Origin of the sequence: Ectopseudomonas alcaliphila (assembly GCF_900101755.1) — a bacterium.
Classification (GTDB): Bacteria; Pseudomonadota; Gammaproteobacteria; order Pseudomonadales; family Pseudomonadaceae; genus Aquipseudomonas; species Aquipseudomonas alcaliphila.
The window spans coordinates 65258-88426 of sequence record NZ_FNAE01000001.1 but is presented as its reverse complement, the minus strand read 5'-3'; the positions used below and the strand labels follow the sequence as shown (position 1 = coordinate 88426).

At 62.8% G+C, this 23169-nt stretch carries 20 protein-coding genes; 16 read left to right on the top strand and 4 right to left on the bottom strand.

The genetic code is table 11. The features are described 5' to 3' along the window. The first annotated feature begins 7 nt into the window (after window positions 1-7). The 5 genes from BLR77_RS00415 (at window position 8) to BLR77_RS00395 (ending at window position 4948) form a co-directional block, all read left to right on the top strand. Window positions 8-625 (top strand): SPOR domain-containing protein, encoded by a 618-nt coding sequence (locus tag BLR77_RS00415; protein WP_074674935.1) that lies wholly within the window; start codon window positions 8-10, stop codon window positions 623-625. Between the two features lie 86 nt (window positions 626-711). After that, complete coding sequence (locus BLR77_RS00410; protein WP_003461125.1) at window positions 712-1233, top strand: CvpA family protein; 522 nt, start codon at window positions 712-714, stop codon at window positions 1231-1233. A gap of 75 nt (window positions 1234-1308) precedes the next feature. Continuing rightward, the gene (purF, locus tag BLR77_RS00405) at window positions 1309-2817 is read left to right on the top strand and encodes an amidophosphoribosyltransferase (protein ID WP_074674934.1); all 1509 of its coding nucleotides are present in this window, start codon (window positions 1309-1311) and stop codon (window positions 2815-2817) included. A gap of 140 nt (window positions 2818-2957) precedes the next feature. Next, complete coding sequence (locus BLR77_RS00400; protein WP_074674933.1) at window positions 2958-4169, top strand: O-succinylhomoserine sulfhydrylase; 1212 nt, start codon at window positions 2958-2960, stop codon at window positions 4167-4169. 2 nt (window positions 4170-4171) lie between these two features. Next, window positions 4172-4948, top strand: coding sequence for an SDR family oxidoreductase (locus tag BLR77_RS00395; RefSeq protein ID WP_074674932.1), 777 nt, complete (start codon window positions 4172-4174; stop codon window positions 4946-4948). Between the two features lie 127 nt (window positions 4949-5075). Here the strand turns inward: BLR77_RS00395 and BLR77_RS00390 are convergent, their stop codons facing one another. Further along, window positions 5076-6740 carry an electron transfer flavoprotein-ubiquinone oxidoreductase gene (locus tag BLR77_RS00390; protein WP_074674931.1) on the bottom strand — a complete coding sequence of 555 codons (1665 nt, stop codon included), beginning with the start codon at window positions 6738-6740 and terminating at the stop codon, window positions 5076-5078. A gap of 323 nt (window positions 6741-7063) precedes the next feature. Between BLR77_RS00390 and BLR77_RS00385 the strand changes: the two genes are divergently transcribed. Continuing rightward, window positions 7064-7813 carry an electron transfer flavoprotein subunit beta/FixA family protein gene (locus BLR77_RS00385; protein ID WP_024307880.1) on the top strand — a complete coding sequence of 250 codons (750 nt, stop codon included), beginning with the start codon at window positions 7064-7066 and terminating at the stop codon, window positions 7811-7813. Beyond that, the gene (locus BLR77_RS00380) at window positions 7814-8743 is read left to right on the top strand and encodes an electron transfer flavoprotein subunit alpha/FixB family protein (RefSeq protein ID WP_017677310.1); all 930 of its coding nucleotides are present in this window, start codon (window positions 7814-7816) and stop codon (window positions 8741-8743) included. It abuts the gene before it with no gap. An 850-nt stretch (window positions 8744-9593) separates the two neighbouring features. Here BLR77_RS00380 and BLR77_RS00375 read toward each other — a convergent pair. Continuing rightward, on the bottom strand, window positions 9594-10520 hold the full coding sequence (locus BLR77_RS00375) for an alpha/beta fold hydrolase (RefSeq protein WP_074674930.1): 927 nt from the start codon (window positions 10518-10520) through the stop codon (window positions 9594-9596). 113 nt (window positions 10521-10633) lie between these two features. Here BLR77_RS00375 and BLR77_RS00370 point away from each other — a divergent pair, with 113 nt between their 5' ends. The 9 genes from BLR77_RS00370 (at window position 10634) to BLR77_RS00330 (ending at window position 20108) form a co-directional block, all read left to right on the top strand. Further along, entirely contained in the window at window positions 10634-11467 is an 834-nt protein-coding gene (locus tag BLR77_RS00370; RefSeq protein ID WP_074674929.1) for a substrate-binding periplasmic protein, read from the top strand. 9 nt (window positions 11468-11476) lie between these two features. After that, a complete protein-coding gene (locus BLR77_RS00365) occupies window positions 11477-11827 on the top strand; it encodes a DUF4398 domain-containing protein (RefSeq protein WP_074674928.1) in 351 nt (116 codons plus the stop codon). After that, window positions 11827-12639 carry an OmpA family protein gene (locus BLR77_RS00360; RefSeq protein ID WP_074674927.1) on the top strand — a complete coding sequence of 271 codons (813 nt, stop codon included), beginning with the start codon at window positions 11827-11829 and terminating at the stop codon, window positions 12637-12639. The genes BLR77_RS00365 and BLR77_RS00360 overlap by 1 nt, the downstream gene beginning before the upstream one ends. A 177-nt stretch (window positions 12640-12816) precedes the next feature. Beyond that, window positions 12817-14262: an aminotransferase-like domain-containing protein gene (locus BLR77_RS00355; protein WP_074674926.1), complete on the top strand. Its 1446-nt coding sequence runs from the start codon at window positions 12817-12819 to the stop codon at window positions 14260-14262. 86 nt (window positions 14263-14348) lie between these two features. Beyond that, window positions 14349-16049 carry a vWA domain-containing protein gene (locus BLR77_RS00350; protein ID WP_074674925.1) on the top strand — a complete coding sequence of 567 codons (1701 nt, stop codon included), beginning with the start codon at window positions 14349-14351 and terminating at the stop codon, window positions 16047-16049. Beyond that, window positions 16046-16618 (top strand): RNA polymerase sigma factor, encoded by a 573-nt coding sequence (locus BLR77_RS00345; RefSeq protein WP_074674924.1) that lies wholly within the window; start codon window positions 16046-16048, stop codon window positions 16616-16618. The genes BLR77_RS00350 and BLR77_RS00345 overlap by 4 nt, the downstream gene beginning before the upstream one ends. After that, window positions 16615-17292, top strand: a complete 678-nt coding sequence (locus tag BLR77_RS00340) for a hypothetical protein (protein ID WP_074674923.1) — start codon at window positions 16615-16617, stop codon at window positions 17290-17292. The genes BLR77_RS00345 and BLR77_RS00340 overlap by 4 nt, the downstream gene beginning before the upstream one ends. A 219-nt stretch (window positions 17293-17511) precedes the next feature. Next, entirely contained in the window at window positions 17512-17877 is a 366-nt protein-coding gene (locus BLR77_RS00335) for a hypothetical protein (RefSeq protein WP_394328034.1), read from the top strand. A 128-nt stretch (window positions 17878-18005) separates the two neighbouring features. After that, window positions 18006-20108 (top strand): hypothetical protein, encoded by a 2103-nt coding sequence (locus tag BLR77_RS00330; RefSeq protein WP_074674921.1) that lies wholly within the window; start codon window positions 18006-18008, stop codon window positions 20106-20108. 8 nt (window positions 20109-20116) lie between these two features. Here BLR77_RS00330 and BLR77_RS00325 read toward each other — a convergent pair whose 3' ends face one another. Both BLR77_RS00325 and BLR77_RS00320 read right to left on the bottom strand, forming a co-directional pair. Then, a complete protein-coding gene (locus BLR77_RS00325) occupies window positions 20117-21943 on the bottom strand; it encodes a long-chain-acyl-CoA synthetase (RefSeq protein WP_074674920.1) in 1827 nt (608 codons plus the stop codon). A gap of 288 nt (window positions 21944-22231) precedes the next feature. Then, entirely contained in the window at window positions 22232-23056 is an 825-nt protein-coding gene (locus BLR77_RS00320; RefSeq protein ID WP_074674919.1) for an SDR family oxidoreductase, read from the bottom strand. Between the last annotated feature and the right edge of the window lie 113 nt (window positions 23057-23169).

The following is a 23169-nucleotide window of genomic DNA, read 5'->3' as shown; positions in this document are numbered from 1 at the left end:
ATTGGGGATGGCAATGCTGGACAGTGGGCTCAAGCAGCGCATGGTCGGTGCTCTGGTGCTGGTGGCGCTGGCGGTGATTTTCCTGCCTATGCTGCTGTCGCGCGAGGACGAGATGCGCCGCGTGGTGGTGGATGCGCCGGCCATGCCGCAAGCGCCGGCTGCTGCGGAGATCATCGTGCAGCCTGCCGAGGTCGTCGAGCCCAAGGAGTTGCCGCAGGAGCCGGTTCCCGTCGAAGAGGTGGAGCCTCAGATCGTCGAGGTGCCTGAGCAGCCCAAGCCGACTCCGCCGCCCGTTGCCCAGCAGAGCAAGCCCGATCCGGCCAAGGCCGCACAAGCGGCGAGCAGTGCTCCTGCCAAGCCGGAAGGGCGCCTGGACGCCAACAGTCTGCCGATCAGTTGGTCGGTGCAGTTGGCCAGTCTGTCCAGTCGCGCTGGGGCGGAAAATCTGCAGAAAACCCTGCGCAGCCAGGGTTACAACGCCTATATCCGCACCTTCGACGGCATGAACCGGGTGTTCGTAGGTCCGTTGATCGAGCGTGCCGAGGCCGAGCGCCTGCGTGACCAGCTCAATCGCCAGCACAAGCTCAGCGGTTTTGTCGTGCGTTTCCAGCCAGAAGCAGGCTAAGCAAGCAAGGGACTTTGCAGCGCCTGGTTACCCGATGCGCCGGGCTCTGCTAAAATGCTCCGCCTTTTCCGCTGGTAGGCCGCACCGTGGTATTCACCTGGGTCGATTGGGCGATCATCGCCGTCATCGCCATCTCTAGTTTGATCAGTCTGAAGCGCGGCTTCGTCAAGGAAGCCCTGTCGCTGCTGACCTGGATCATCGCAGGTGTGGTCGCCTGGATGTTCGGTGGTGCATTGGCCCAGCATCTCGTCGAGTTTATCGAAACGCCTTCCGCGCGGGTCATTGCAGCCTGTGCCATTCTCTTCATCGCCACCTTGCTGGTGGGCGCTCTGGTCAATTTCCTCATTGGCGAGCTGATCCGCGTGACAGGCCTGTCCGGTACCGACCGTTTTCTCGGCATGGTATTCGGCGCCGCGCGTGGTGGTTTGTTGGTGGTGCTGCTGGTCGGGCTGATCAGCCTGGCGCCAGTGGAGCAGGATACGTGGTGGCAACAGTCGCAACTGGTGCCGCATTTTCTGATGGTCGCCGACTGGTCGAAGAACCTCATTCTGGGGTGGTCCGATCAGTGGTTTACCGGTGGATCGGCTCACCCAGCTGATCTGCTTTAAAAGAGTGGCCGCTGCGGAGTAACCGCTGCATCGGTCGCTGAATTAGCCTGAACTATCTAGCAGGGGTCGTGGCACATGTGTGGCATCGTCGGTATCGTCGGTAAATCGAACGTCAATCAGGCGCTGTATGACGGGCTCACCGTCCTCCAGCACCGCGGCCAGGATGCTGCCGGTATTGTCACCAGCCATGATGGCCGCCTGTTCCTGCGCAAGGACAACGGCCTGGTGCGTGACGTGTTCCAGCAGCGTCACATGCAGCGCCTGGTCGGCCATATGGGCATCGGCCATGTGCGCTACCCGACCGCTGGCAGCTCCAGCTCGGCCGAAGCTCAGCCGTTCTACGTCAACTCGCCTTATGGCATCACCCTGGCGCACAACGGCAACCTGACCAACGTCGAGCAGTTGGCCAAGGAAATCTACGAGTCCGACTTGCGCCATGTGAACACCAATTCCGATTCGGAAGTGCTGCTCAACGTGTTTGCCCATGAGCTGGCCCAGCGCGGCAAGCTGCAGCCGACCGAGGAAGATGTGTTCGCCGCCGTTACCCACGTGCACGAGCGCTGCCTGGGCGGTTACGCCGTCGTCGCGATGATCACCGGCTATGGCATCGTCGGTTTCCGCGACCCCAACGGCATTCGCCCGATCGTCTTCGGCCAGCGCCATACCGATGAAGGTGTCGAGTACATGATCGCGTCCGAGAGCGTATCGCTGGACGTGCTCGGCTTCACCCTGATCCGCGACCTGGCGCCGGGCGAGGCGGTCTACATCACCGAAGAGGGCAAGCTGTTCACCCGTCAGTGCGCAGCCAACCCGCAGTACGCTCCCTGCATCTTCGAGCACGTTTACCTGGCGCGCCCGGATTCGATCATGGACGGTATCTCGGTGTACAAGGCGCGTCTGCGCATGGGCGAGAAGCTGGCCGACAAGATTCTCCGCGAGCGTCCGGATCATGACATCGACGTGGTCATCCCGATCCCCGACACCAGCCGTACCGCGGCGCTGGAACTGGCCAATCACCTGGGCGTGAAATTCCGCGAAGGTTTCGTCAAGAACCGCTACATCGGCCGCACCTTCATCATGCCCGGCCAGGCGGCACGTAAGAAGTCCGTACGGCAGAAGCTCAATGCCATCGAGCTGGAGTTCCGCGGCAAGAACGTGATGCTGGTGGACGACTCCATCGTCCGTGGCACCACCTGCAAGCAGATCATTCAGATGGCTCGCGAGGCTGGTGCGAAGAACGTCTACTTCTGCTCGGCAGCCCCGGCGGTGCGTTACCCGAACGTCTACGGTATCGACATGCCCAGCGCCCATGAGCTGATCGCTCACGGCCGCAGCACCGAGGAGGTCTGCGAGCTGATCGGTGCCGACTGGTTGATCTACCAGGATCTGCCGGATCTGATCGAGGCGGTCAGCGGCAGCAAGAAGATCAAGATCGACAACTTCGACTGCGCGGTGTTCGATGGCAAGTACGTCACCGGCGACGTCGACGAGGCGTACCTGGACAAGATCGAGCAGGCGCGCAACGATGCCAGCAAGGTCAAATCGCAGGCAGTCAGCGCGATCATCGATCTGTATAACAACTGATTCGAGCGGGCAGGGCAGCGGTTCTGCCCGTTTCGATGGTGCGCACGGCGCACCCCGGTCCGTAGCCCGGATGCAATCCGGGGGAATGTCACCCTGAATTTCCCGGATTGCATCCGGGCTGTTTTTCGTGAGGTAGCGATATGACTCTGGAATGGGAGGCCGGCAGGCTCGACAGCGACCTGGATGGGGTCGGCTTCGACACCCTGGCGGTGCGTGCTGGCCAGCACCGTTCGCCTGAGGGCGAGCATGGCGAAGCGTTGTACCTGACGTCCAGTTACGTGTTCCGCACCGCTGCCGATGCCGCCGCACGTTTTGCCGGCGAAGTGCCGGGCAACGTCTATTCGCGCTACACCAACCCCACCGTACGCACCTTCGAGGAGCGCATCGCCGCGCTGGAAGGCGCCGAGCAGGCGGTGGCGACCGCTTCCGGCATGTCGGCGATCCTCGCCATCGTCATGAGCTTTTGCAGTGGCGGCGACCACGTGCTGGTGTCGCGCAGCGTATTCGGCTCCACCATCAGCCTGTTCGAGAAGTACCTCAAGCGCTTCGGCATCGAGGTCGATTACGTGCCGCTGGCCGATCTCGATGCCTGGCAAGGGGCCTTCAAGCCCAATACCAGGCTGCTGTTCGTCGAGTCGCCGTCCAACCCACTGGCCGAGCTGGTGGATATCGCCGCGCTGGCGGAGATCGCTCACGCACGCGGCGCACTGCTGGCGGTGGACAATTGCTTCTGCACGCCGGCCTTGCAGCAGCCGCTGAAGCTGGGTGCCGATATGGTCATGCACTCGGCCACCAAGTACATCGACGGCCAGGGCCGTGGCCTGGGCGGTGTGGTGGCGGGGCGTAGCGAGCAGATGAAGGAAGTGGTCGGTTTCCTGCGTACCGCCGGGCCGACCCTCAGTCCGTTCAATGCCTGGATGTTCGTCAAGGGCCTGGAAACCCTGCGCATTCGTATGCGCGCGCAGAGCGAGAGCGCCCTGCAGCTGGCGTTGTGGCTCGAGCAGCAGCCGCAGGTCGAGCGCGTTTATTACGCCGGCCTGCCCAGCCATCCGCAGCATGAGCTGGCGAAGAAGCAGCAGAGCGCCTTCGGTGCCGTGGTCAGCTTCGAGGTCAAGGGCGGCCGTGATGCCGCCTGGAAGGTGATCGATGCCACGCGTGTCATCTCCATCACCACCAACCTCGGCGATACCAAGACCACCGTCGCCCATCCGGCTACCACCTCCCACGGTCGCCTGACGCCGCAAGAGCGCGCTAACGCTGGCATTCGCGACAACCTGATCCGCGTCGCCGTGGGCCTGGAAGAGCTAGAAGACCTCAAGGCGGACCTGGCGCGCGGCCTGGCTGCGCTCTGAGCATGTTGCAGTGGGGGAGCGATGACACGCCCAACAACGGGCGTGTCGCCCTGGTCACCGGAGCCGCGCGTGGCATCGGCCTGGGTATCAGTGCCTGGCTGATCACCGAGGGTTGGCAGGTGGTGCTGGCCGACGTCGATCGCGAGCGTGGCTCGAAAGTAGCGCGTGCTCTGGGTAATAACGCCTGGTTCGTCTCCATGGACGTGGCCAAGGAGGATCAGGTGAGCGTCGGCGTCGCCGAGGTGCTCGGGCAGTTCGGTCGTCTCGATGCGCTGGTGTGCAATGCGGCTATCTCCGATCCGCACACGCCGCCGCTGGAGTCGCTCGATCTCAAGCGCTGGAATCGCCTGTTGGCGGTCAACCTGACCGGCGCCATGCTGCTGGCCAAGCATTGCGCGCCTTATTTGCGCGGGCATCGTGGCGCCATCGTCAATATCGCCTCGACCCGCGCCAGCCAGTCCGAGGCCGATTGCGAGGCGTACGCCGCGAGCAAGGGCGGTCTTGTCGCGCTCACTCACGCGCTGTCGATCAGCCTGGGGCCGGAGGTGCGCGTCAATTGCGTCAGCCCGGGCTGGATCGACGCCCGCGACCCGTCGCAGCAGCGCCTGGAGCCGCTGTCGGTGTTCGATCACGCGCAGCATCCGGTCGGCCGTGTCGGCACGGTGGAAGATGTCGCGGCGCAGGTCGCCTGGTTGCTCTCCGATGCGGCCGGTTTCGTCACCGGGCAGGAATTCGTCATCGACGGCGGCATGAGTCGCAAGATGATCTATCAGGATTGAACTCCCCATGGGAGCGAGCTTTGCTCGCGAAGCGGGGTCTTGAAACCTTCGCGAGCAGAGCTCGCTCCTACCGATTCGACGCAAACGAAAAAGGCTCCCGAAGGAGCCTTTTTCATGTCTGGCCGAATTACATGTTGGGGTAATTCGGGCCACCGGTGCCTTCCGGCGCGATCCAGGTGATGTTCTGGGCCGGGTCCTTGATGTCGCAGGTCTTGCAGTGCACGCAGTTCTGCGCGTTGATCTGGAACTTCTTCTCGCCGTCTTCCTGCGTTACCACTTCGTACACGCCAGCCGGGCAGTAGCGCTGCGCCGGTTCGTCGTACAGCGGCAGGTTCTTCGCCAGTGGGATGCTCGGGTCGGTGAGCTTCAGGTGGCAGGGCTGCTCTTCTTCATGGTTGGTGTTGGAGAGGAACACCGAGCTCAGTTTGTCGAAGCTCAGTTTGCCGTCCGGTTTCGGGTAGGCGATCTTCGCGCTCTCGGCTGCAGGCTTCAGGCAGGCGTAATCCGGCTTGTTGTCGTGCAGGGTGAAGGGCGCCTTGCCGCCGAAGATATTCTGGTCCAGCCAGTTGATGCCGCCGCCGACGATGGCGCCGTACTTGTGGATGGCCGCACCGAAGTTGCGGCTGCGGAACAGTTCGTCGTACAGCCAGCTGGCCTTGAAGCCATCGACGTAGTTGCTCAGCTCGTCGCCGCCTTCACGGCCGGCCGCCAGGGCTTCAGCAATGGCGTCGGCAGCCAGCATGCCGGATTTCATCGCGGTGTGGCTGCCCTTGATCTTGGCGAAGTTCAGGGTGCCGAGGTCGCAGCCGATCAGGGCGCCGCCCGGGAAGACCATCTTCGGCAGCGAGTTGATGCCGCCCTTGCAGATGGCGCGAGCACCGTAGGCAACGCGCTTGCCGCCTTCCAGGTACTGGGCAATCACCGGGTGGTGCTTGTAGCGCTGGAATTCGTCGAACGGCGACAGGTGCGGGTTGGAGTAGGACAGGTCGATGATCAGACCCACCACCACCTGGTTGTTTTCCAGGTGATAGAGGAAGGAGCCGCCGGTGTTCTCGGTGCCCATGATGTCCATCGGCCAGCCGGCAGTGTGCACCACCAGGCCTTGTTCGTGTTTGGCCGGGTCGATGTCCCAGATTTCCTTGATGCCGATGCCGTAATGCTGAGCGTCGGCTTCGCTGTCGAGGTTGTACTGCTTGATCAGCTGCTTGCCGATATGGCCACGGCAGCCTTCGGCGAACAGGGTGTACTTGGCACGCAGTTCCATGCCGGGGGTGTAGTAGCCTTCCTTGGGATTGCCTTCACGGTCGACACCCAGGTCGCCGGTGACGATGCCGCGCACCACGCCGTTCTCGTCGATCAGCGCTTCCTGGGCGGCGAAGCCCGGATAGATCTCGACGCCCAGGTTCTCGGCCTGCTGAGCCAGCCAGCGGCACAGATTGCCCAGAGAAATGATGTAATTGCCTTCGTTGTGCATGGTTTTCGGCACAAAGAAGTCAGGAATTCGGGTAGCCTTGTCAGCGTCGCGCAGCAGGTAGATGTCATCGCGCTTGACCGGGGTGTTCAGCGGAGCGCCAAGCTCTTTCCAGTCGGGGAAGAGTTCGTTCAGGGCGCGCGGTTCGAACACCGCACCGGAGAGGATGTGAGCGCCAACTTCGGAGCCTTTCTCGACCACGCAGACGCTGATCTCCTGACCCGCTTCAGCGGCTTTCTGCTTCAGTCGGCAGGCGGCGGACAGTCCGGACGGGCCGGCGCCGACGATGACGACGTCGAACTCCATAAATTCGCGTTCCACAGGCTATCTCCTACTCAAGGCTCTTCGATATTTTATGTTGGAGGGCGCGGCTCGCTCCCTAAGCACGGCGTGGGCATTATATCTACACCCTCTCAGCGGGCCAATACAAACGTTTGTTTGAATTTTCTGTAGGCCTGTTAGAATCCTACTACATCGCGGATGACCGGCCAGTTCGCTGTATTGACCGGGCCAGGCCGCGGGGTCAAGATACGGGCGGTTTTGCGCTCGCCGTCTGGGCTAAAAGGTTGGCTCCTGCCAATTTGTATCGCTGACCAGGCTCGCCTTGGCGAGATTCTTATTCACCGGAGAGTAACGAGGAATCCATGAAGGTTCTTGTAGCTGTCAAACGAGTGGTTGACTACAACGTCAAGGTTCGCGTCAAGGCGGACAACAGCGGCGTCGACCTCGCCAACGTCAAGATGTCCATGAACCCCTTCTGCGAAATCGCCGTGGAAGAAGCCGTACGCCTGAAGGAGAAAGGCGTGGCGAGCGAAATCGTCGTCGTCACCATCGGCCCGGCTACCGCCCAGGAGCAACTGCGTACCGCGCTGGCTCTGGGTGCCGATCGTGCCATCCTGGTCGAGTCCAATGACGAGCTGAACTCCCTGGCCGTGGCCAAGCTGCTCAAGGCAGTGGTCGACAAGGAGCAGCCGCAGCTGGTGATCATGGGCAAGCAGGCCATCGACAGCGACAACAACCAGACCGGCCAGATGCTGGGCGCCCTGACTGGCTTCGGCCAAGGCACCTTCGCCTCCAAGGTCGAAGTGGCTGGTGACAAGGTCAACGTCACCCGTGAGATCGATGGCGGTCTGCAGACCGTTGCGCTGAACCTGCCGGCGATCGTCACCACCGACCTGCGCCTGAACGAGCCGCGCTATGCGTCGCTGCCGAACATCATGAAGGCCAAGAAGAAGCCGCTGGAAACCGTTACCCCGGACGCTCTGGGCGTTTCCACCGCCTCCACCGTCAAGACCCTGAAAGTCGAAGCGCCGGCTGCTCGCAGCGCTGGCATCAAGGTCAAGTCCGTGGCTGAACTGGTCGAGAAACTGAAGAACGAGGCGAAGGTAATCTAAATGACTATCCTGGTTATCGCTGAACACACCAATGCCGCTCTGGCTGCCGCTACCCTGAACACCGTTGCTGCTGCGCAGAAGATCGGTGGCGACATTCACGTTCTGGTAGCCGGTGCCAACGCTGGCGCTGCTGCCGAAGCTGCCGCCAAGATCGCTGGCGTGGCCAAGGTCCTGGTTGCCGACAACGCGGCCTATGCCAACCAGCTGCCGGAGAACGTCGCGCCGCTGGTAGCCGAGCTGGGCAAGGGCTACAGCCATATCCTGGCTGCCGCCACCAGCAACGGCAAGAACATCCTGCCGCGCGTCGCCGCTGCCCTGGATGTCGACCAGATCTCCGAGATCATCGCCGTCGAGAGCGCTGATACCTTCAAGCGTCCGATCTATGCCGGTAACGCCATCGCCACCGTGCAGTCCTCGGCTGCCATCAAGGTGATCACCGTGCGTAGCACCGGTTTCGACGCCGCTGCTGCCGAAGGCGGCAGCGCTGCCGTTGAAGCCGTTTCCGGCCCGGCCGATGCCGGCAAGTCCGCCTTCGTTGGCGAAGAACTGGCCAAGTCCGACCGTCCGGAACTGACCGCTGCCAAGATCGTCGTTTCCGGCGGCCGTGGCATGGGCAATGGCGACAACTTCAAGCACCTGTATGCGCTGGCCGACAAGCTGGGCGCTGCCGTCGGTGCTTCCCGCGCTGCTGTCGACGCCGGTTTCGTGCCGAACGACATGCAGGTCGGTCAGACCGGCAAGATCGTCGCGCCGCAGCTGTACATCGCCGTCGGTATCTCCGGCGCGATCCAGCACCTGGCCGGTATGAAGGACTCCAAGGTGATCGTTGCGATCAACAAGGACGAAGAGGCGCCGATCTTCCAGGTTGCCGACTACGGTCTTGTCGCCGACCTGTTCGAAGCCGTACCGGAGCTGGAGAAGTCGGTCTAAGCCGCTTTTCACGCACCGAAAAAACCCGCTCACCAGAGCGGGTTTTTTATTGTTCTTCGCATTCTCGCGGGGAAGATACGCTTGATACCGGACTGGCAATTACGTGTTAGCTGTCGATGAGTTGGCACTATCCGTTAGCGCGTCGTCTGGTCTGATGGGTTTCGCCCCCTACGGGCGAGTCACTTTCTCTTGCTTGCCCAAGAGAAAGTAACCAAAGAGAAGGGCACCCCGACATCCGGCCCCGGCTGCGCCGGGGTTCCCTCATTCCATCACCACTCCAGGGGCACGCCACGAAGGGCCATCCCTGGCCCATCGTGGCTCTCGCGACATCCATGTCGCTCAACCCCTTCCACGGCGATTCCACTCGGCCTCCTGAAGGGGATTTGGGCGTCGCCTGTACCATCGCAGTTGAAGAGCAAAGGCAAAGGCCAGACGCCGCCAATTCCAATTCCGCAAAGATTACGCAAGCTCGCGACCTGGTCCCCTTCAGGAGGCCGAGTGTAGGTTTTGCGTAGGGGAGCGAGCCGCATGGATGCGGTGAGATACCGATGGCGGCCCCGCTTAATGGGCCAGGGATGGCCCATGTAAGCCGGCCCCGGAGCAGCACCGGAGCGAGGGAAGTTTCGCGCAGCGAAACCCGGATGTCGGGGTGCCCTTCTTTGGCACACCTTTCTTGGGCAAACAAAGAAACGTAGCGAAGCGCAGTAACAGCCGCAGGCTGGGCCGAAGGGTGAGCAAAGCGAATCAAGGTGTGGCGCCCGTAAGGGGCGCAACCCAAACGCTCAGCGCACGCGGTAATAGATAGTGCTAAGTCAGCAAGCAAGACGCACACAAACTTGCCAGTCGGGTGTCACTTCAGGTCTTCCAGAAACTGCCTGTAGAGCAGGGCGCTTTCTTCGGGGCGCTCGAGCATGGGGGCGTGACCGACGTTATCCATGATCACCACGCTGGGTTTGCGCAACAGTGGTTGCATGACATCGATGCTGGAGACATCCAGCACCCGGTCCTGCCTGCCCCAGAGCAGCAGCGTGGGCGCCTGGATTTTCGCCAGTTCGGGCTCCAATGGGATGGTGCGCTCCACGAGTTGCGTGAATACCAGTTCATAGTGCGCAGCCTTCGCCACAGAGCGCTCGCCCAGATATCGCTTGAGCGACTCGGGCAGATAGGGTGGTTCGACGAAGATGAACTGCAGCAGATTGTCGAAATCCTGCGGCTGCTTGACCACCAGTGGATTGGGCGCACCACTGGTCAGCAATCGATACAGCTCGCTCTTGTGCGGGCTGTCGATCCCGGCGTTGGCGAACAGTGCCAGCGAGCGGACGCGATCCGGGTAGCGTGCTGCGAAGAGTGCGGCAATATGTCCGCCCATCGAGTTACCGAGCACATGCGCGCGCTGAACGCCCATTGCCTCGAGGATGTTCGCCAGGCGCTCTGCCTGGGTGCCGACATCATAGCTGCCAGGTGGCAGGTCGCTGTCGCCGAAGCCGGGCAGGTCCAATGCGATGACGCGATAGTCCTCGGTCAGGTGGCGAGAAAAGCGCAGCCAGTTATCCTTGTCTGCAGCGAAACCGTGGAGCAACACCAGGGTTTCGCCACTCGCCGGTCCTCCCTGGTAGTAATGGATGTTAAGATCGCCGACAGATAGCCGCTCGTGACTGAGCCCGGCGCGCTGTTGTTCCATGAGGCGCAGGCTGAGCAACTGAGCGGCGGGAAAGAAATACAGCGTTGCTGAGGCGGCGAGAAGCAGTAGCAGCAAAGCGAGCAGCAGTTTTTTCATGGCGCGTCCTTATCGCGAGTTATTCCGGCGGCGCCACTAAGCTAGCATGAACACAGAGGATGCCGGGGTGCCAAGCTCATCCTGCCAATCAACGCATAAACCGAGAGTAGCCAATGCCTGAGCGTTGTCTGTTTAAGTCGCTGTTGCTGTGGTGCGCCCTGGTCGTTATGCCAACTGCGGCCCTGGCCGTTGGTAAATGCGAGCGCTTGGTAGCGACCGGTAATCCGGAATATCCCCCCTATCTCTGGCGTGATCCGCAGAACCCACAGCAGTTGATCGGCGCTAATGCCGATCTGCTCAAGCACCTGGCAAAAGAACTCGGCGTGGTGGTTGACGTGATCTACACCGGCCCCTGGTCGCGAGCGCAGGATGAGGTGCGTACCGGGCGCGTCGATCTGCTTGCTGGGGCCTTCATCACCCTGCCGCGGTTGGAACACATGGATTACGTGCACCCGGCGTTCTTCTACACGCCCAGCGTGGTCTGGGTGCGCAAGGGCGAAGCATTTCCCTATGGCAGCTGGATCGACCTGCAGGGGCATACCGGCGACACCCTGGTTGGCAACAGTTTTGGTCAGCAGTTCGATACCTTCGCCAAGCAGAACCTGAAGCTCGAGGGCGTTTCCAGCTTGACCCAGGCGTTCCAGAAGTTGCTGCTCGGCCGCACCGACTATGTGCTCTACGAGCGTTACCCTGGCCTGGCGCTCGCCGAGACGCTGGGTATGGAAGATGATCTGGAGGTGCTGGACCCGCCGATTTCCAGCGAAGGTCTCTACCTTACCCTGTCGCATAATTCGGCGTGCAACGAGCCCTGGCTACGCGGCCAGCTGGCGCGAAAGATGACAGAAATGGTCGCCGCCGGACTGCCTGAGCAGCTCCTGCAAAGCAATCTGGAACTGTGGAAGGCGCAGCAGATGCAGCCCGATCCGGTTGGCGACGTCACTCAGTAGGAAATTTTCGTGATCAATCGAACCCTTCCCTTGCTGCTGGCGCTGGGCCTGACGGCCTGCGCAAGCGATCCTGCTCCCTCCGAGCAGATGCGGCTGACCGAACAGGCGTTGGCGCAGACCAAATCCCTGGGTGTGGTCAGCGAACAGTCCGTGTCACTGCGCCAGGCTGAAGACAAGTTCGCGCTGGCCCAAGCGGCCATGCAGGACGGTGAAAACAAGCGGGCGCGTCTGCTGGCCGAGCAGGCCGAACTGGATGCGCGTCTGGCCGAGGCCGAGCACCTCAGTGCCAAGGGGCGGGAACAGCTGACCGAGCTCAATCAGCGTATCGGCCGTCTGCGCCAGCAACTGGGAGCCATGTGATGAAGGCTTTTGGTCATCTGGGCAGCCTGATGTTGGTCGGTACGCTGTTGAGTGGTTGTGCGTCCAGTCAGCTGGCGAGTGAGCAGGCTCTGGAAGAGGCGCGCCTGAGCTTCCAGTCGGTCAAGGAAGATCCCAGCGTGCTACGCGCCGCACCCAAGGACGTGATTCGCGCTGGCGAGTCGCTGGCCCGTGCCGAGCGCCTGTCCAGTTACTGGGGCAGTGGCGACGATGTGCGTCATTACGCCTACCTCAGCCAGCGCTATGCCGAGATCGCTCGACAACATAGCGATATCAGCCTCAATCAGGAACGCGCAGCCAAGCTCGAGCTGGAACGCCAGCGCCTGCAACTCACTCTGCGTGAAGCCAAACTGCTCAGCGTGCAGCAGCACAACGGCTGGCTGGAGGAGCAGATGGTCAGCCTCGCCACCAGCGAGACCGAGCGTGGCTTGGTGATGACCCTGGGCGACATGCTGTTCGACGCCGGTCGTGCCGATCTGCAACCGGCAGCCAACCGTACGGTGCTCAAGCTCGTGCAGTTCCTGCAGATCAATCCGCAGCGTCGCGTGCGTATCGAGGGCTACACCGACAACACGGGTGATGCCGCCGAGAATCTCGAACTGTCCCGCGCGCGAGCGCAGGCTGTGGCCGATCTGCTGGTGGACCTGGGCGTGGAAGCCAAGCGGATTCAGGTCGCCGGTTACGGTGCCGACTTCCCCGTTGCGGAGAATGCATCAGTACGTGGCCGAGCGCAGAATAGGCGGGTGGAAATCGTCTTTTCCGACGAGCGAGGTCAGCTCGGCGCCGAGCGCTGAGTGGAATGCCTGATAAAGCCCCGGCAGCGTCCGGGGTTTTTTATGCCCTGAGAACGGCGACGATGCCGTGCATGGTTGGCAAGTGATGCCGGACGGAAAAACAGATCGCATCTGTGCCGGTACAATTGTGTAGCAATAGGTTACTGTTATGCTCCAGTGACCCCGGAGGATATCGCCATGACCAACCTGCTGCTCTATCAACGTATCGCCCAGCAGTTGGCCGAAGATATTCGTCGCGGTGTCTACCAGCCTGGCGAACGCGTGCCGTCGGTGCGCAAGATGAGTGCGCAGCTCAACGTCAGTCACGCCACGGTGCTGCAGGCTTACGCCAACCTCGAAGATCAGGGGTTGATTCGTGCACGGCCGCAATCGGGTTTCTACGTGCACCAGACACCGGCGCTGACCGCGCCGACGCCGGATATTGCCAAGGTGGAGCGGCCAGGCCTGGTCACCCGCGCCAGCATCATCAACCAGGTGCTCACCGAATCACGTCGTGAAGGCGTGTTCCCACTGGGCGCCGCGGTGCCGCATGTCGATTACCTGCCAGTGCGTGCGTTGCACCAACAGTTGGCCAAGGTCACCCGTTTTCACAGTCCGCGCGCCTTCAGCTACATGTTCAGCCCCGGTTTCGAGCCATTGCGCCGCCAGGTGGCGATCCGCATGCGCGATGCCGGCGTGGTGGTCGATCCGTCCGAGGTGGTGATCACCCATGGCTGCGTCGATGCGCTGCAGATGAGCCTGCGCGTGCTGACCAAGCCGGGTGATCTGATCGCGGTCGAGTCGCCCACCTACTACGGCCTGCTGCAATTGGCCGACTTGCTTGGCCTCAAGGTCATCGAGATTCCCTGCGACCCGACTACCGGCATCAGCCTTGAAGCGCTGCAACTGGCGGCCAACCAGTGGCCGATCAAGGCGCTGGTGCTCACCGCGCGGTTGTCCAACCCGCTCGGCGGCACCATCCCCGAGGAGCGTCAGCGCCAGTTGTTGCGTCTGGCCGGTGATTACGATTTCCAGATCGTCGAAGACGATATCTACGGCGAACTGATGTTCGAGCAGGGGCCGACCAAGGCGCTCAAGTCGCATGATCGTGACAGCCGGGTGATCTATTGCTCGAGCTTTTCCAAGACGCTGTCACCGGGGGTGCGCATCGGCTGGATCGTCGCTGGCAAGTATCAGGACGAGATCCAGCGGCTGCAGACGTTTTCCACCCATTCTGCGTGCAGCGTCACCCAGATGGCGGTGGCGGCCTACCTGGAAAATGGCGGCTATGATCGCCATCTGCGGCATATCCGTCAGGAGTATCGCAAGAACCTCAACGCCTTCCAGCTGGCGGTGCAGCAGTATTTCCCGATCGGTACGCAGATGACCCGGCCCAAGGGCGGCTTCATTCTCTGGGTCAGCCTGCCGGCGCGGGTCAATACCAAGGATCTGCACGTTCGCGCGCTGCAGCAGGGCATCTCGATCGCGCCGGGGCTGATCTTCAGCAACACCGAGCAGTTCAACCATTGCGTGCGGCTCAACTGCGGCATCCCGTGGAATCGCGAAGCCGAAAGGGCGCTGATGACCCTGGGCATGCTGGCCACCCAGCTGTGTCAGGAGGCGGGCGGTTCGTGGGAGGGCTGAAAAAACGCGTCATGGATTAACCCGGTTGTTCGAAGGGTAGCGTCTACCTGAGTGAAGGTTTCTTGCCATTGCTCAGGAGGTGCACCATGTCCGCTTATTCCTTGTTGCTCGTTCGTCCCTTCGCCGTTGGTTTTTCGGCCAGCGCCTTGTTGCTGCTCGCCGCTTGCAGCGCCTCTGGTCCGGAGCCGGAAGTACAGGCCAGCCCGGCACCGGCGTCACCGCTCGTACGTGAGCGCCTGGCCGCGCCTGCGGCCGCCGAGATGCGTGCCGAGACCAGCCAGAAGCGCCTGGCGACCCTGGCCTACGCGCCGTCTCCCATCGCCGATGTCCTGCCGCCGGGCTACCGTGACGAATCGCGCGAGCAGTATCAGACCTACGCCGATAACCCGGTGTTCGCGGTCGCCGAGACGCCGGTATCCACCTTCAGCATCGACGTGGACACGGGCAGCTACGCCAACGTCCGCCGTTTCCTCAACGGTGGGCAACTACCACCGAAGGATGCCGTGCGCCTGGAGGAACTGGTCAACTACTTCCCTTACGCCTATCCGCTGCCTCAGGGTGACGCGCCCTTCGGTGTCAGCACCGAGCTGGCGGTGACCCCTTGGAACCCGCAAACCCGCTTGCTGCGCATCGCCATCAAGGCGTCGGATCGCAGCGTCGAGGAACTGCCGCCGGCCAACCTGGTATTTCTGGTCGACGTGTCTGGTTCCATGCACCGCCGCGAAGGCCTGCCGATGGTGCAGGGCACCCTCAAGCTGCTGGTCGAGCAGTTGCGCCCGCAGGATCGCGTCTCGCTGGTCACCTATGCCGGTGACAGCCAGGTGGTGCTGGATTCCACGCCTGGCAGCGACAAGGCGAAGATCCGCGCGGCCATCGATCAACTGAGCGCTGGTGGCTCCACCGCTGGCGAGTCGGGCATCCAGCTGGCCTACCAGCAGGCGAGCAAGTACCTGATCGACGGCGGCATCAATCGCATCCTGCTGGCCACCGATGGCGACTTCAACGTCGGCATCAGCGACTTCGACAGCCTCAAGCAACTGGCGGCGGACAAGCGCAAGACAGGCGTCTCGCTGACCACCCTGGGTTTCGGCGTGGACAACTACAACGAACGCCTGATGGAGCAACTGGCCGATGCTGGCAACGGCAACTACGCCTACATCGATAACTTGCGCGAGGCGCGCAAGGTGCTGGTGGATCAGCTCGCGTCCACCCTCGCCACCGTGGCCAGCGACGTGAAGCTGCAACTGGAGTTCAACCCGAGCGAAATCAGCGAGTATCGTCTGCTGGGCTACGAGAACCGGGCGCTCAAGCGCGAGGACTTCAGTAACGACAAGGTCGACGCCGGTGATATCGGCGCCGGGCACACGGTCACCGCGCTTTACGAGATCGTTCCGGCGGGCGGCAAGGGCTGGCTGGAGCCACTGCGTTATCAGACCAATGCCCAGCCCACGAGCAAGAGCGGCGAGCTGGCCTGGCTGCGGATTCGCTATAAGGCCCCCGGGGAGGCGAGCAGCCGTCTGCTGGAACGTCCCATCGCGCGCGCCGAGGCCAAACCGATTGCGGCCGCGAGCGAGGACCTGCGTTTCGCCGCTGCGGTAGCTGCCTTTGCCCAGCAGCTCAAGGACGGACGTTACACGGGCGACTTCGACCTCGCGCAGAGCATCGCGCTGGCGCGTTCGGCCAAGGGCGAGGATCGCTTCGGGCTACGTGGCGAGTTCATCCAACTGGCCGAAATTGCCCAGAGCCTGCACACTTCGGCTTCAACCCCTGCACGAGCTCAGCAGTGAACGCACCTCTCACGGATGACGACGCCGCCTTGTTGCGGCGTTACCGTCGCGGCGATGCCGCGGCCTTCAATACGCTGTACCAGCGCCATCGGCTGGGCCTGTTTCGCTTTCTGCTCGGCCTGTGCGGCGATCACGCCCTGGCCGAGGAAGTGTTTCAGGAAACCTGGATGAGCCTGGTGCGTAGCCAGAGCGAGCAGCGCGAGGCTGTGCTGTTCAAGACCTGGTTGTACCAGATCGCTCGTAATCGTCTGATCGACCACTGGCGCAAGACGGGGCGCCATCAGGCCGGGCATGACCCATACGATGAAGGCCTGCATGCCCAGGCCGACCCGCAACCTGGCCCGGAGCAGCACTGGGGGCTGAGTCGCGACAGTGAGCGGCTGCAGGCGGCGCTGGCCGATCTGCCGGAAGACCAGCGTGAAGTATTCCTGCTGCGCGCCCATGGTGATCTGGAACTGAACGAGATTGCCGAGCTGACCCGTACGCCGGCCGAGACGGTCAAGAGCCGTCTGCGCTATGCCTTGCAGAAACTGCGCCGGCTGCTGGCCACCGAGGAGTTGTCCGCATGAAAGATGAACGAGAACCTCTAGAGCACGAACAGGCGCTGCTGGCGCATTTCCGTGCCCATGGCAGCGGCGAGCCCTCGGCCGAGCTGGATACCCGCATCCTGGCGGCGGCGAGCATGGCAGCGCGTGAAGCGCGCCAGTCCGACACCACCGAGGCCGAGCCTGGCTGGGCGCAGCGCCTGCACCACTGGCTGTTCGGCAGCGGTCGCCAGCGCTGGTCGGTGGCGGTGGCCGGGCTGGCTTGTGTTGGCATTGGCGTCAGTCTGACCTGGCGCACGCTGGAGCAGACGCCGGATGCCTTCGATGCTGTACCACCCAGCGTTGCCATGAGCCCGGCTGCACCGGCGCCGATGGCGGCCAAACGCGCCGCAGAGGAACAGGCGGCTGCGCCCATGGCGGCCCCACAGGAGCGTATGAGAAGCCAGGCCATGGCACGCCAGGCACCCTCTGCCGATATGGCTGAGGCACCGATGGCCAGTAGCGCAGCGCTGGCACCTATGGCCGAGCTGGTGATCCAGAGTGAGCCGCGCGAGGCGCTGTTGCGTCTGCTGGAGCTGCGCAAGGCGGGCGAGCAGGAAGAGGCGCAGCGGCTGCTGGAGCAGCTCAAGGCCGATTATCCGCAACTGGATATCGAAGCCGAACTCGCTCATCTGGCCACCGAGCCGCCGAGTGAATGAGGCACCAGGTAAAAGTCGTGTAAGTCGCCTTGTCAGGCGCGCCCAGGCGGAGGAGCATGGGCGCGTTACTGATCGAGTTACCTATGCCCCATGATGCGTAAGTCTTTTTTCCTGTTGCTGTGCCTGGGTTGGTTGAGTGCCTGCGAACGTGCACCAGAGTCTGTCGCGCAGCAGCCTCCGTCAGAGCCGGCAGCGGTCGCCGCGCCTGTCGAGGTGCCTGTGGTCAAGCCAGAACCTGTTGAGCCGGCAACGCCGATCAACGTTGTCGAGGACAAGTCGGTGGCTGCCCCCGTCAAGCCGCCGGTCGCCGTCAAGCCCAAGCCTGCTGCGGCGCCAAAGCCCAAACCGGTAGAACCCGAGCCGAAACAGGCGTTGGATCTGAGCGTGCCGCAGGAGTTGTTCGAGCAGGCGCTGCAAAGCGAAACCCGCGAGGATCTTTCGCCTCTGTTGCCGCCGTTGTTCGGTGAGAAATCCGAAGTCCAGAGCCCGTTCCAGATCAGTGGTCGGCTGATCAGCAATGAGCGGGTGGACGACTACTGGGACTCCATCGAAGGGGCTGAGCTGCAGTTCGAGTTCAAGCAGTAGCTCACCAGGGCGGCGATCATCTCGGATAGCCATGCTTGAAGCGGATTGCAGGCTGCCTCAAATCTCCTCGCACGGCGTGTTGTTATGATGGCGGCCTCTGACCTGAACCACTGGCAAAGGAGTGCCGAATGTCTGCCAAGACCGATGAATACGATTGCCCTGCCCAGGATAGGGTGGTGTTCGCCTTGCTGGCGCTCATTGTTCCCCTGCTCTCAGGCATCTTCCTGCCGTGGTGGAGCGTGCTGTGGCTGATCGTGTCGATGTTCTTCGCCATCGCGATCATCGCGCTTTCGGGATACCCGGAAGTGGCCAAGCAGTTGCCCGCACCTCTGTTCATGCTGCTTGTTGGCTTCGGATGTCAGCTATGGGGCGAGGTTTCCGGTTGGCTGGGCTTTTTCGTCGGACTTTTCGTTTTCCTGTTTGGCAGCATCCACCTGATGCTGTGGACGCAGTTTCTCGGGTTCGATAGCTACGGCGCCAAGCACAGTTTCAGTCTGCGCTTTCAGGGGGAAGCACCGCCGTTAGTGGTCGCCCCTCGCTCACGCTACCTTCCGAAATTTGGTACTGCCTGGCAGGACAGATCCACCGATGGTTTCGCCTGGGCCATAGACGGTCGAGTGACTCAACAGCTCCAGGTTGGAGTCGATCAGTGGTCGTCACCACGTCTCGTTATCCGCACGGCCGAGGCATCTTCGCCAATCGAGCGTCCAGCCGCCGTCAGTCCCGTGGCTCAGGGGCAGCAATCTCGGGGCGAGGTCGACAGCAACGGGCACCTTATCTGCGCATCACCGCAGGGCAAGCATATTCTTCGAGGCGAGCCTCTCAGCGTGGCGGACGGCAAGGCCGGGTCCGCTTACAGCCTGTGGTTGGACGACAACCCCACGGGGCTGCTGCTCGAGCAAGACGCCTCGGTGCTCTGGAGCGAGGACGGCCAGATGCTCGTCTGTCGCGCGCGTGCCGAGAGCCAATCCGTGGGGGAAACTGCAAGCTGGCTATGGCGAGCGACCTCCGGTTGGCGTCCGCTGGACGAACCCTGGCAGCCGCTTGCCGATGAGCCCGTGATTGAATGGGGCGCACCCTGCCGACTGGGAGGTGGGCGTCTCTTCTATCAGGCACAGATGTCCGTGACGCAAGCTGAGCGTTGCATCAATCTGACCCTATGCATCGAACTGGAAGGGGAGCGGGCAGGCGCCATATCGCTGCAGCTGCCATCGATGCAGGGAGATGCGCAACCCTGCATGACCCTGGTGCGCAAGAGTCGCGATGGTCGCCGCCATGCCTTGGCTTGTCACATCGATGCCTGGCAGCTGCCGGGGCTGTGGTGTCTCGATCAGCGTCTTTCCGATTGTGGGCGTTACCTGGCGCTGATCGCCTTTGCCGAGGCGCCTGCCGTGCCTCATCAGTTGGTGGTTGCGGACGTTTTGGCGCGGCGCTTGCTGAAGCTCGATGAGCCTCTGCTGGTCGCTGGGCTGCAGGCGTTCGAGGGTGGCGTGCTCAGCCTGCAGCAGATAATCGGCAGACAGGCCAGCGCTACCGGTACCGGGCCAGTGCCACGTCTCGACGCACTGGCGCCGGCGGCGGAGCAGGCCGATGCCTTCGTCGCCGCTGGCCGGCTGCAGCATCGAAGCACGCGGGTGGCGGTCGATGCCTGGTCATTGCGCGTGCTGCCCAACTGGCGCCTGGAGTGGCGCCCCGTATCCGCCAGTGAGGAGGGTGATTACCTGCTCGCCGCACCTGGCGCAGACGACGCCGCCTGGTTGTTCGGGCTGGATCGTGACGTGAGCGAAGGGCAGGAACTGGCGCCAGGGGGCGGCTGTGTGCTCACCGCTTCCGGTTGTGGCGTGGCGAATCTGGCGCCTGCCATGGCCTGGTCGGCGAGCGGGCGCTATCTGGCGCTGAGTCGCCGGGTGATCGACGAAAAATCCCAGCAGTGGCACCTGTTGCTGCTGGATACCCAGGAACATACGCTGCGTCATTGCGCACAGCCTCTGGCTGCAATACCGTGCTTCGAGGCGTTCGATGAGACCGGGTTGCACGTCAGCAGCCCGGAGCAGGAATCACAGTTGATCAGCATGGAGGCGCTGCTGGCGTTGCCCAGGCAGATGCTGATCCGCAGTGGCAGCATCTGGTTGCCCGCCGAACAACTCAGCGATGCCGTGCACTGGCAGCGTCTGGACCGCCGTCATCTTGAGAGCTGGCGAGCGATCGAGAGCGACGACTCGCCTGCCTGAACTCTGTGTCAGAAACGATAAGCCAGCAGCTCAATGGCCCTGTGCACATCCTCATCCAGCCTCTGGAAGCCGTTCGAGCCGGGTAGGCGCACGTAGAGCGGGCCCTCGACCTGGCTCGGGTCGTAGCCGGCCTGCTTCAGATCCGTCTTCTTGTACTTGAAGGTACCGGTGGTTTCCACCTCGCCAAGCAGGCGCACGAACAGCGGCGCCGCGTAGGCCGGCAGTTCTGCGTCGAGATGGGCGGCCAGGGCGGTGCCGTCCAGTTCGCAACCTGACGTCAGGCGCAGCGCGGCCATGCCGCAGCGGCCATTGGTGCCGGGAATCTCCACGCCATAGACCACGGCATCTTCCACGCCGGGGAAGGCGCCGAGCACGTTTTCCACCTCGGTGGTGGAAACGTTCTCGCCTTTCCAGCGAAAGGTGTCGCCGAGGCGGTCGACGAACTGCGCATGCTTGCAACCGATGTCGCGCATCAGGTCGCCGCTGTTGAACCAGGCGTCGCCCTTCTTGAACACGTCGCGCAGGATCACCGATTCGCTCTTGGCCGGATCGGTGTAGCCGTCGAACGGCCATTTGGCACTGATCTCGCTGATCAGCAGGCCCGCTTCACCCTTGTCTGCCTTCTGTACAAAGCCCTTCTTGCCACGGATCGGTCGGTCATTCTCCAGGTCGTAGCGGACGATGGCGTAGGTGGCGGGGGTGTAGCCGACGGTGTTGTCGAAGTTGAAGACGTTGGTGAAGCCGATATTGCCTTCACTGGAGGCATAGAACTCGGTGATTTGCTCGACGCCGAAGCGCTGCTTGAACTCGGCCCAGATCGACGGGCGCAAGCCGTTGCCGATCATGCAGCGCAGGCTGTTGCCCTGTTCCGCAGGATGCACGGGCTGGTTGAGCAGGTAGCGGCACAGTTCGCCGATGTAGCCGAAGCAGGTGGCGTTATAGCGTGCTACGTCGCTCCAGAAGGCGCTGGCGGAGAACCTGCGGCGCAGGGCGATGGCCGCGCCGCCGGCCAGCGCTGCGCTCCAGCACACGGTGACGGCATTGTTGTGGTAGCAGGGCAGGGTGAGGTAGAGCACGTCGCGCTCGCCCAGCGTCAGGCCGGAGTGGCCGAAGCCGCCGTAGGCCTTGATCCACTTGCCGTGGCTCATGATCGAGGCCTTGGGCAGACCGGTGGTGCCGGAGGTGTAAATCAGAAAGCAGGCGTCCTTCATGCGTACCTGCTGGCTGTCCGGTGGGTTGTCCTGGGCCTGGCCGGCGGCCAGCTGCATGAGGTTGCTCCAGCCCTGCGGCGCCTGGCCGGGATCGCCCAGGCAGTCCTGGTCGGCGATCCAGTAGCGACATGCCTGCAGGTCATGCAACTGATCGGCGATTTCGTCGAAGGCACCAAGCAGTTCGTCGCCGATTACCAGGAATCCGGGTTTGACCAGGTTGAAGCTGTGCGCCAGTACCTTGCCGCGCTGGGTGGTGTTGATCAGCGCGCCGACCGCGCCCAGTTTGCTCAGGGCGGCGAGGATCGCCAGCAGCTCCAGGCGGTTCTCCAGCATTACCGCAACCACGTCGCCGTGGCTGACACCCTCGGCCTTGAACGCCCAGGCCAGGCGGTTGGCCCAGGCATTGAACGCGCGGTAGCTGAGCTGGCGGTTTTCATCCATCAGCGCCGGACGCTCGGGATGGCGTTCGGCTGCGCGCTGCAGGGCCCAGGCCAGCGACAGGTTCTTCTCGCGATTACGGATGCCGGCGTAGTAGAGGCCACGCAGCATGCGCGGCACGCGTGGCAGGTGTTGCGGCAGGTGGGCCAGGAAGCGGAAGGGCGAAATCAGATCGGCTTGGCTCATGGGGCTCGCACTTGGGATGTTATGAATTGGAGGCGAGCCCTGACTCTAGTCAGACCGGCGCGTACCAGCCATGGCTCTGGTGCGCTCAGCGGCGGGCAGATCGGCAAATACGCGGCATGTCGTAGGCTGCGCTGTTCGCACCGAGCCAGGCGTAAATCCGCGGGTCGTCTTGGTGCGCGCGGCGCACCCTACGGATCGAGGCGCCCGTAGCTCGGATGCAATCCGGGGATCCCGCGCGCCAATTTACCCGGATTGCATCCGGGCTACGAAACCAACGCATCCGAGGCTTCAATCGACGAACAGATCCGGCACCAGGCTGCCGCCCGCGGGATCGAAGCGGTACTGCTCGAAGTCGGTGACGCCCTGTTCGCGCAGGATGTCCTCGTCGATCAGCAGGCGCCCGGTGATGCTGCGACCTTCGCTCGCCAGGATCGCATGGGCGGCATCGGCCATGATGGCCGGGGTGCGCGCCCGCTTGAAGGCGTCGCGGCTGCCCAGTTCGAACTCGATCGCGGCGGTGGCGATCATGGTCTTCGGCCACAGCGAATTGACGCTGATGCCGTACTTCTTGAATTCCTCGCTCATGCCCAGGGTGAGCATGCTCATGCCGTACTTGGTGACGGTGTAAGGGCCGTGCTGGGCGAACCATTTGGCGTCGAGGTTGAGCGGCGGGGAGAGGTTGAGGATGTGCCCGCCCGCGCTTTTTTTCAGATAGGCAAGGGCCGCCTGGCTGCAGACCATCACCGCGCGGGTGTTGATCTGGTACATCAGGTCGAAGCGCTTGGGTTCGAGCTTCTCCACGCCCACCAGCTTGATCGCCCCGGCGTTGTTGATCAGCACGTCGATGCCGCCAAAGTGTTCGGCCGCCTGGGCCATGGCGTTTTTCACCGCGTTTTCGTCACGCACATCGACTTGCAGGGCCAGGGCCTTGCCGCCCACTTCTTCAACTTCAGCAGCCACCGAGTGGATGGTGCCGGGCAGCTTGGCGTGGGGCTCGGCGCTTTTCGCCGCAATCACGATATTGGCGCCGTCACGGGCGGCGCGCAGGGCGATTTCACGGCCGATGCCACGGCTGGCGCCGGTGATAAACAGGGTTTTGCCTTGCAGTGACATATGAGTTCTCCGTGATTTTGTTGTTATTCGTTTGATGGTTCCCACGCTCCGGCGTGGGAACCGACCCGGGGACGCTCCGCGCCGCATGAGACGCGGAGCGTCTCTGCCTGTAT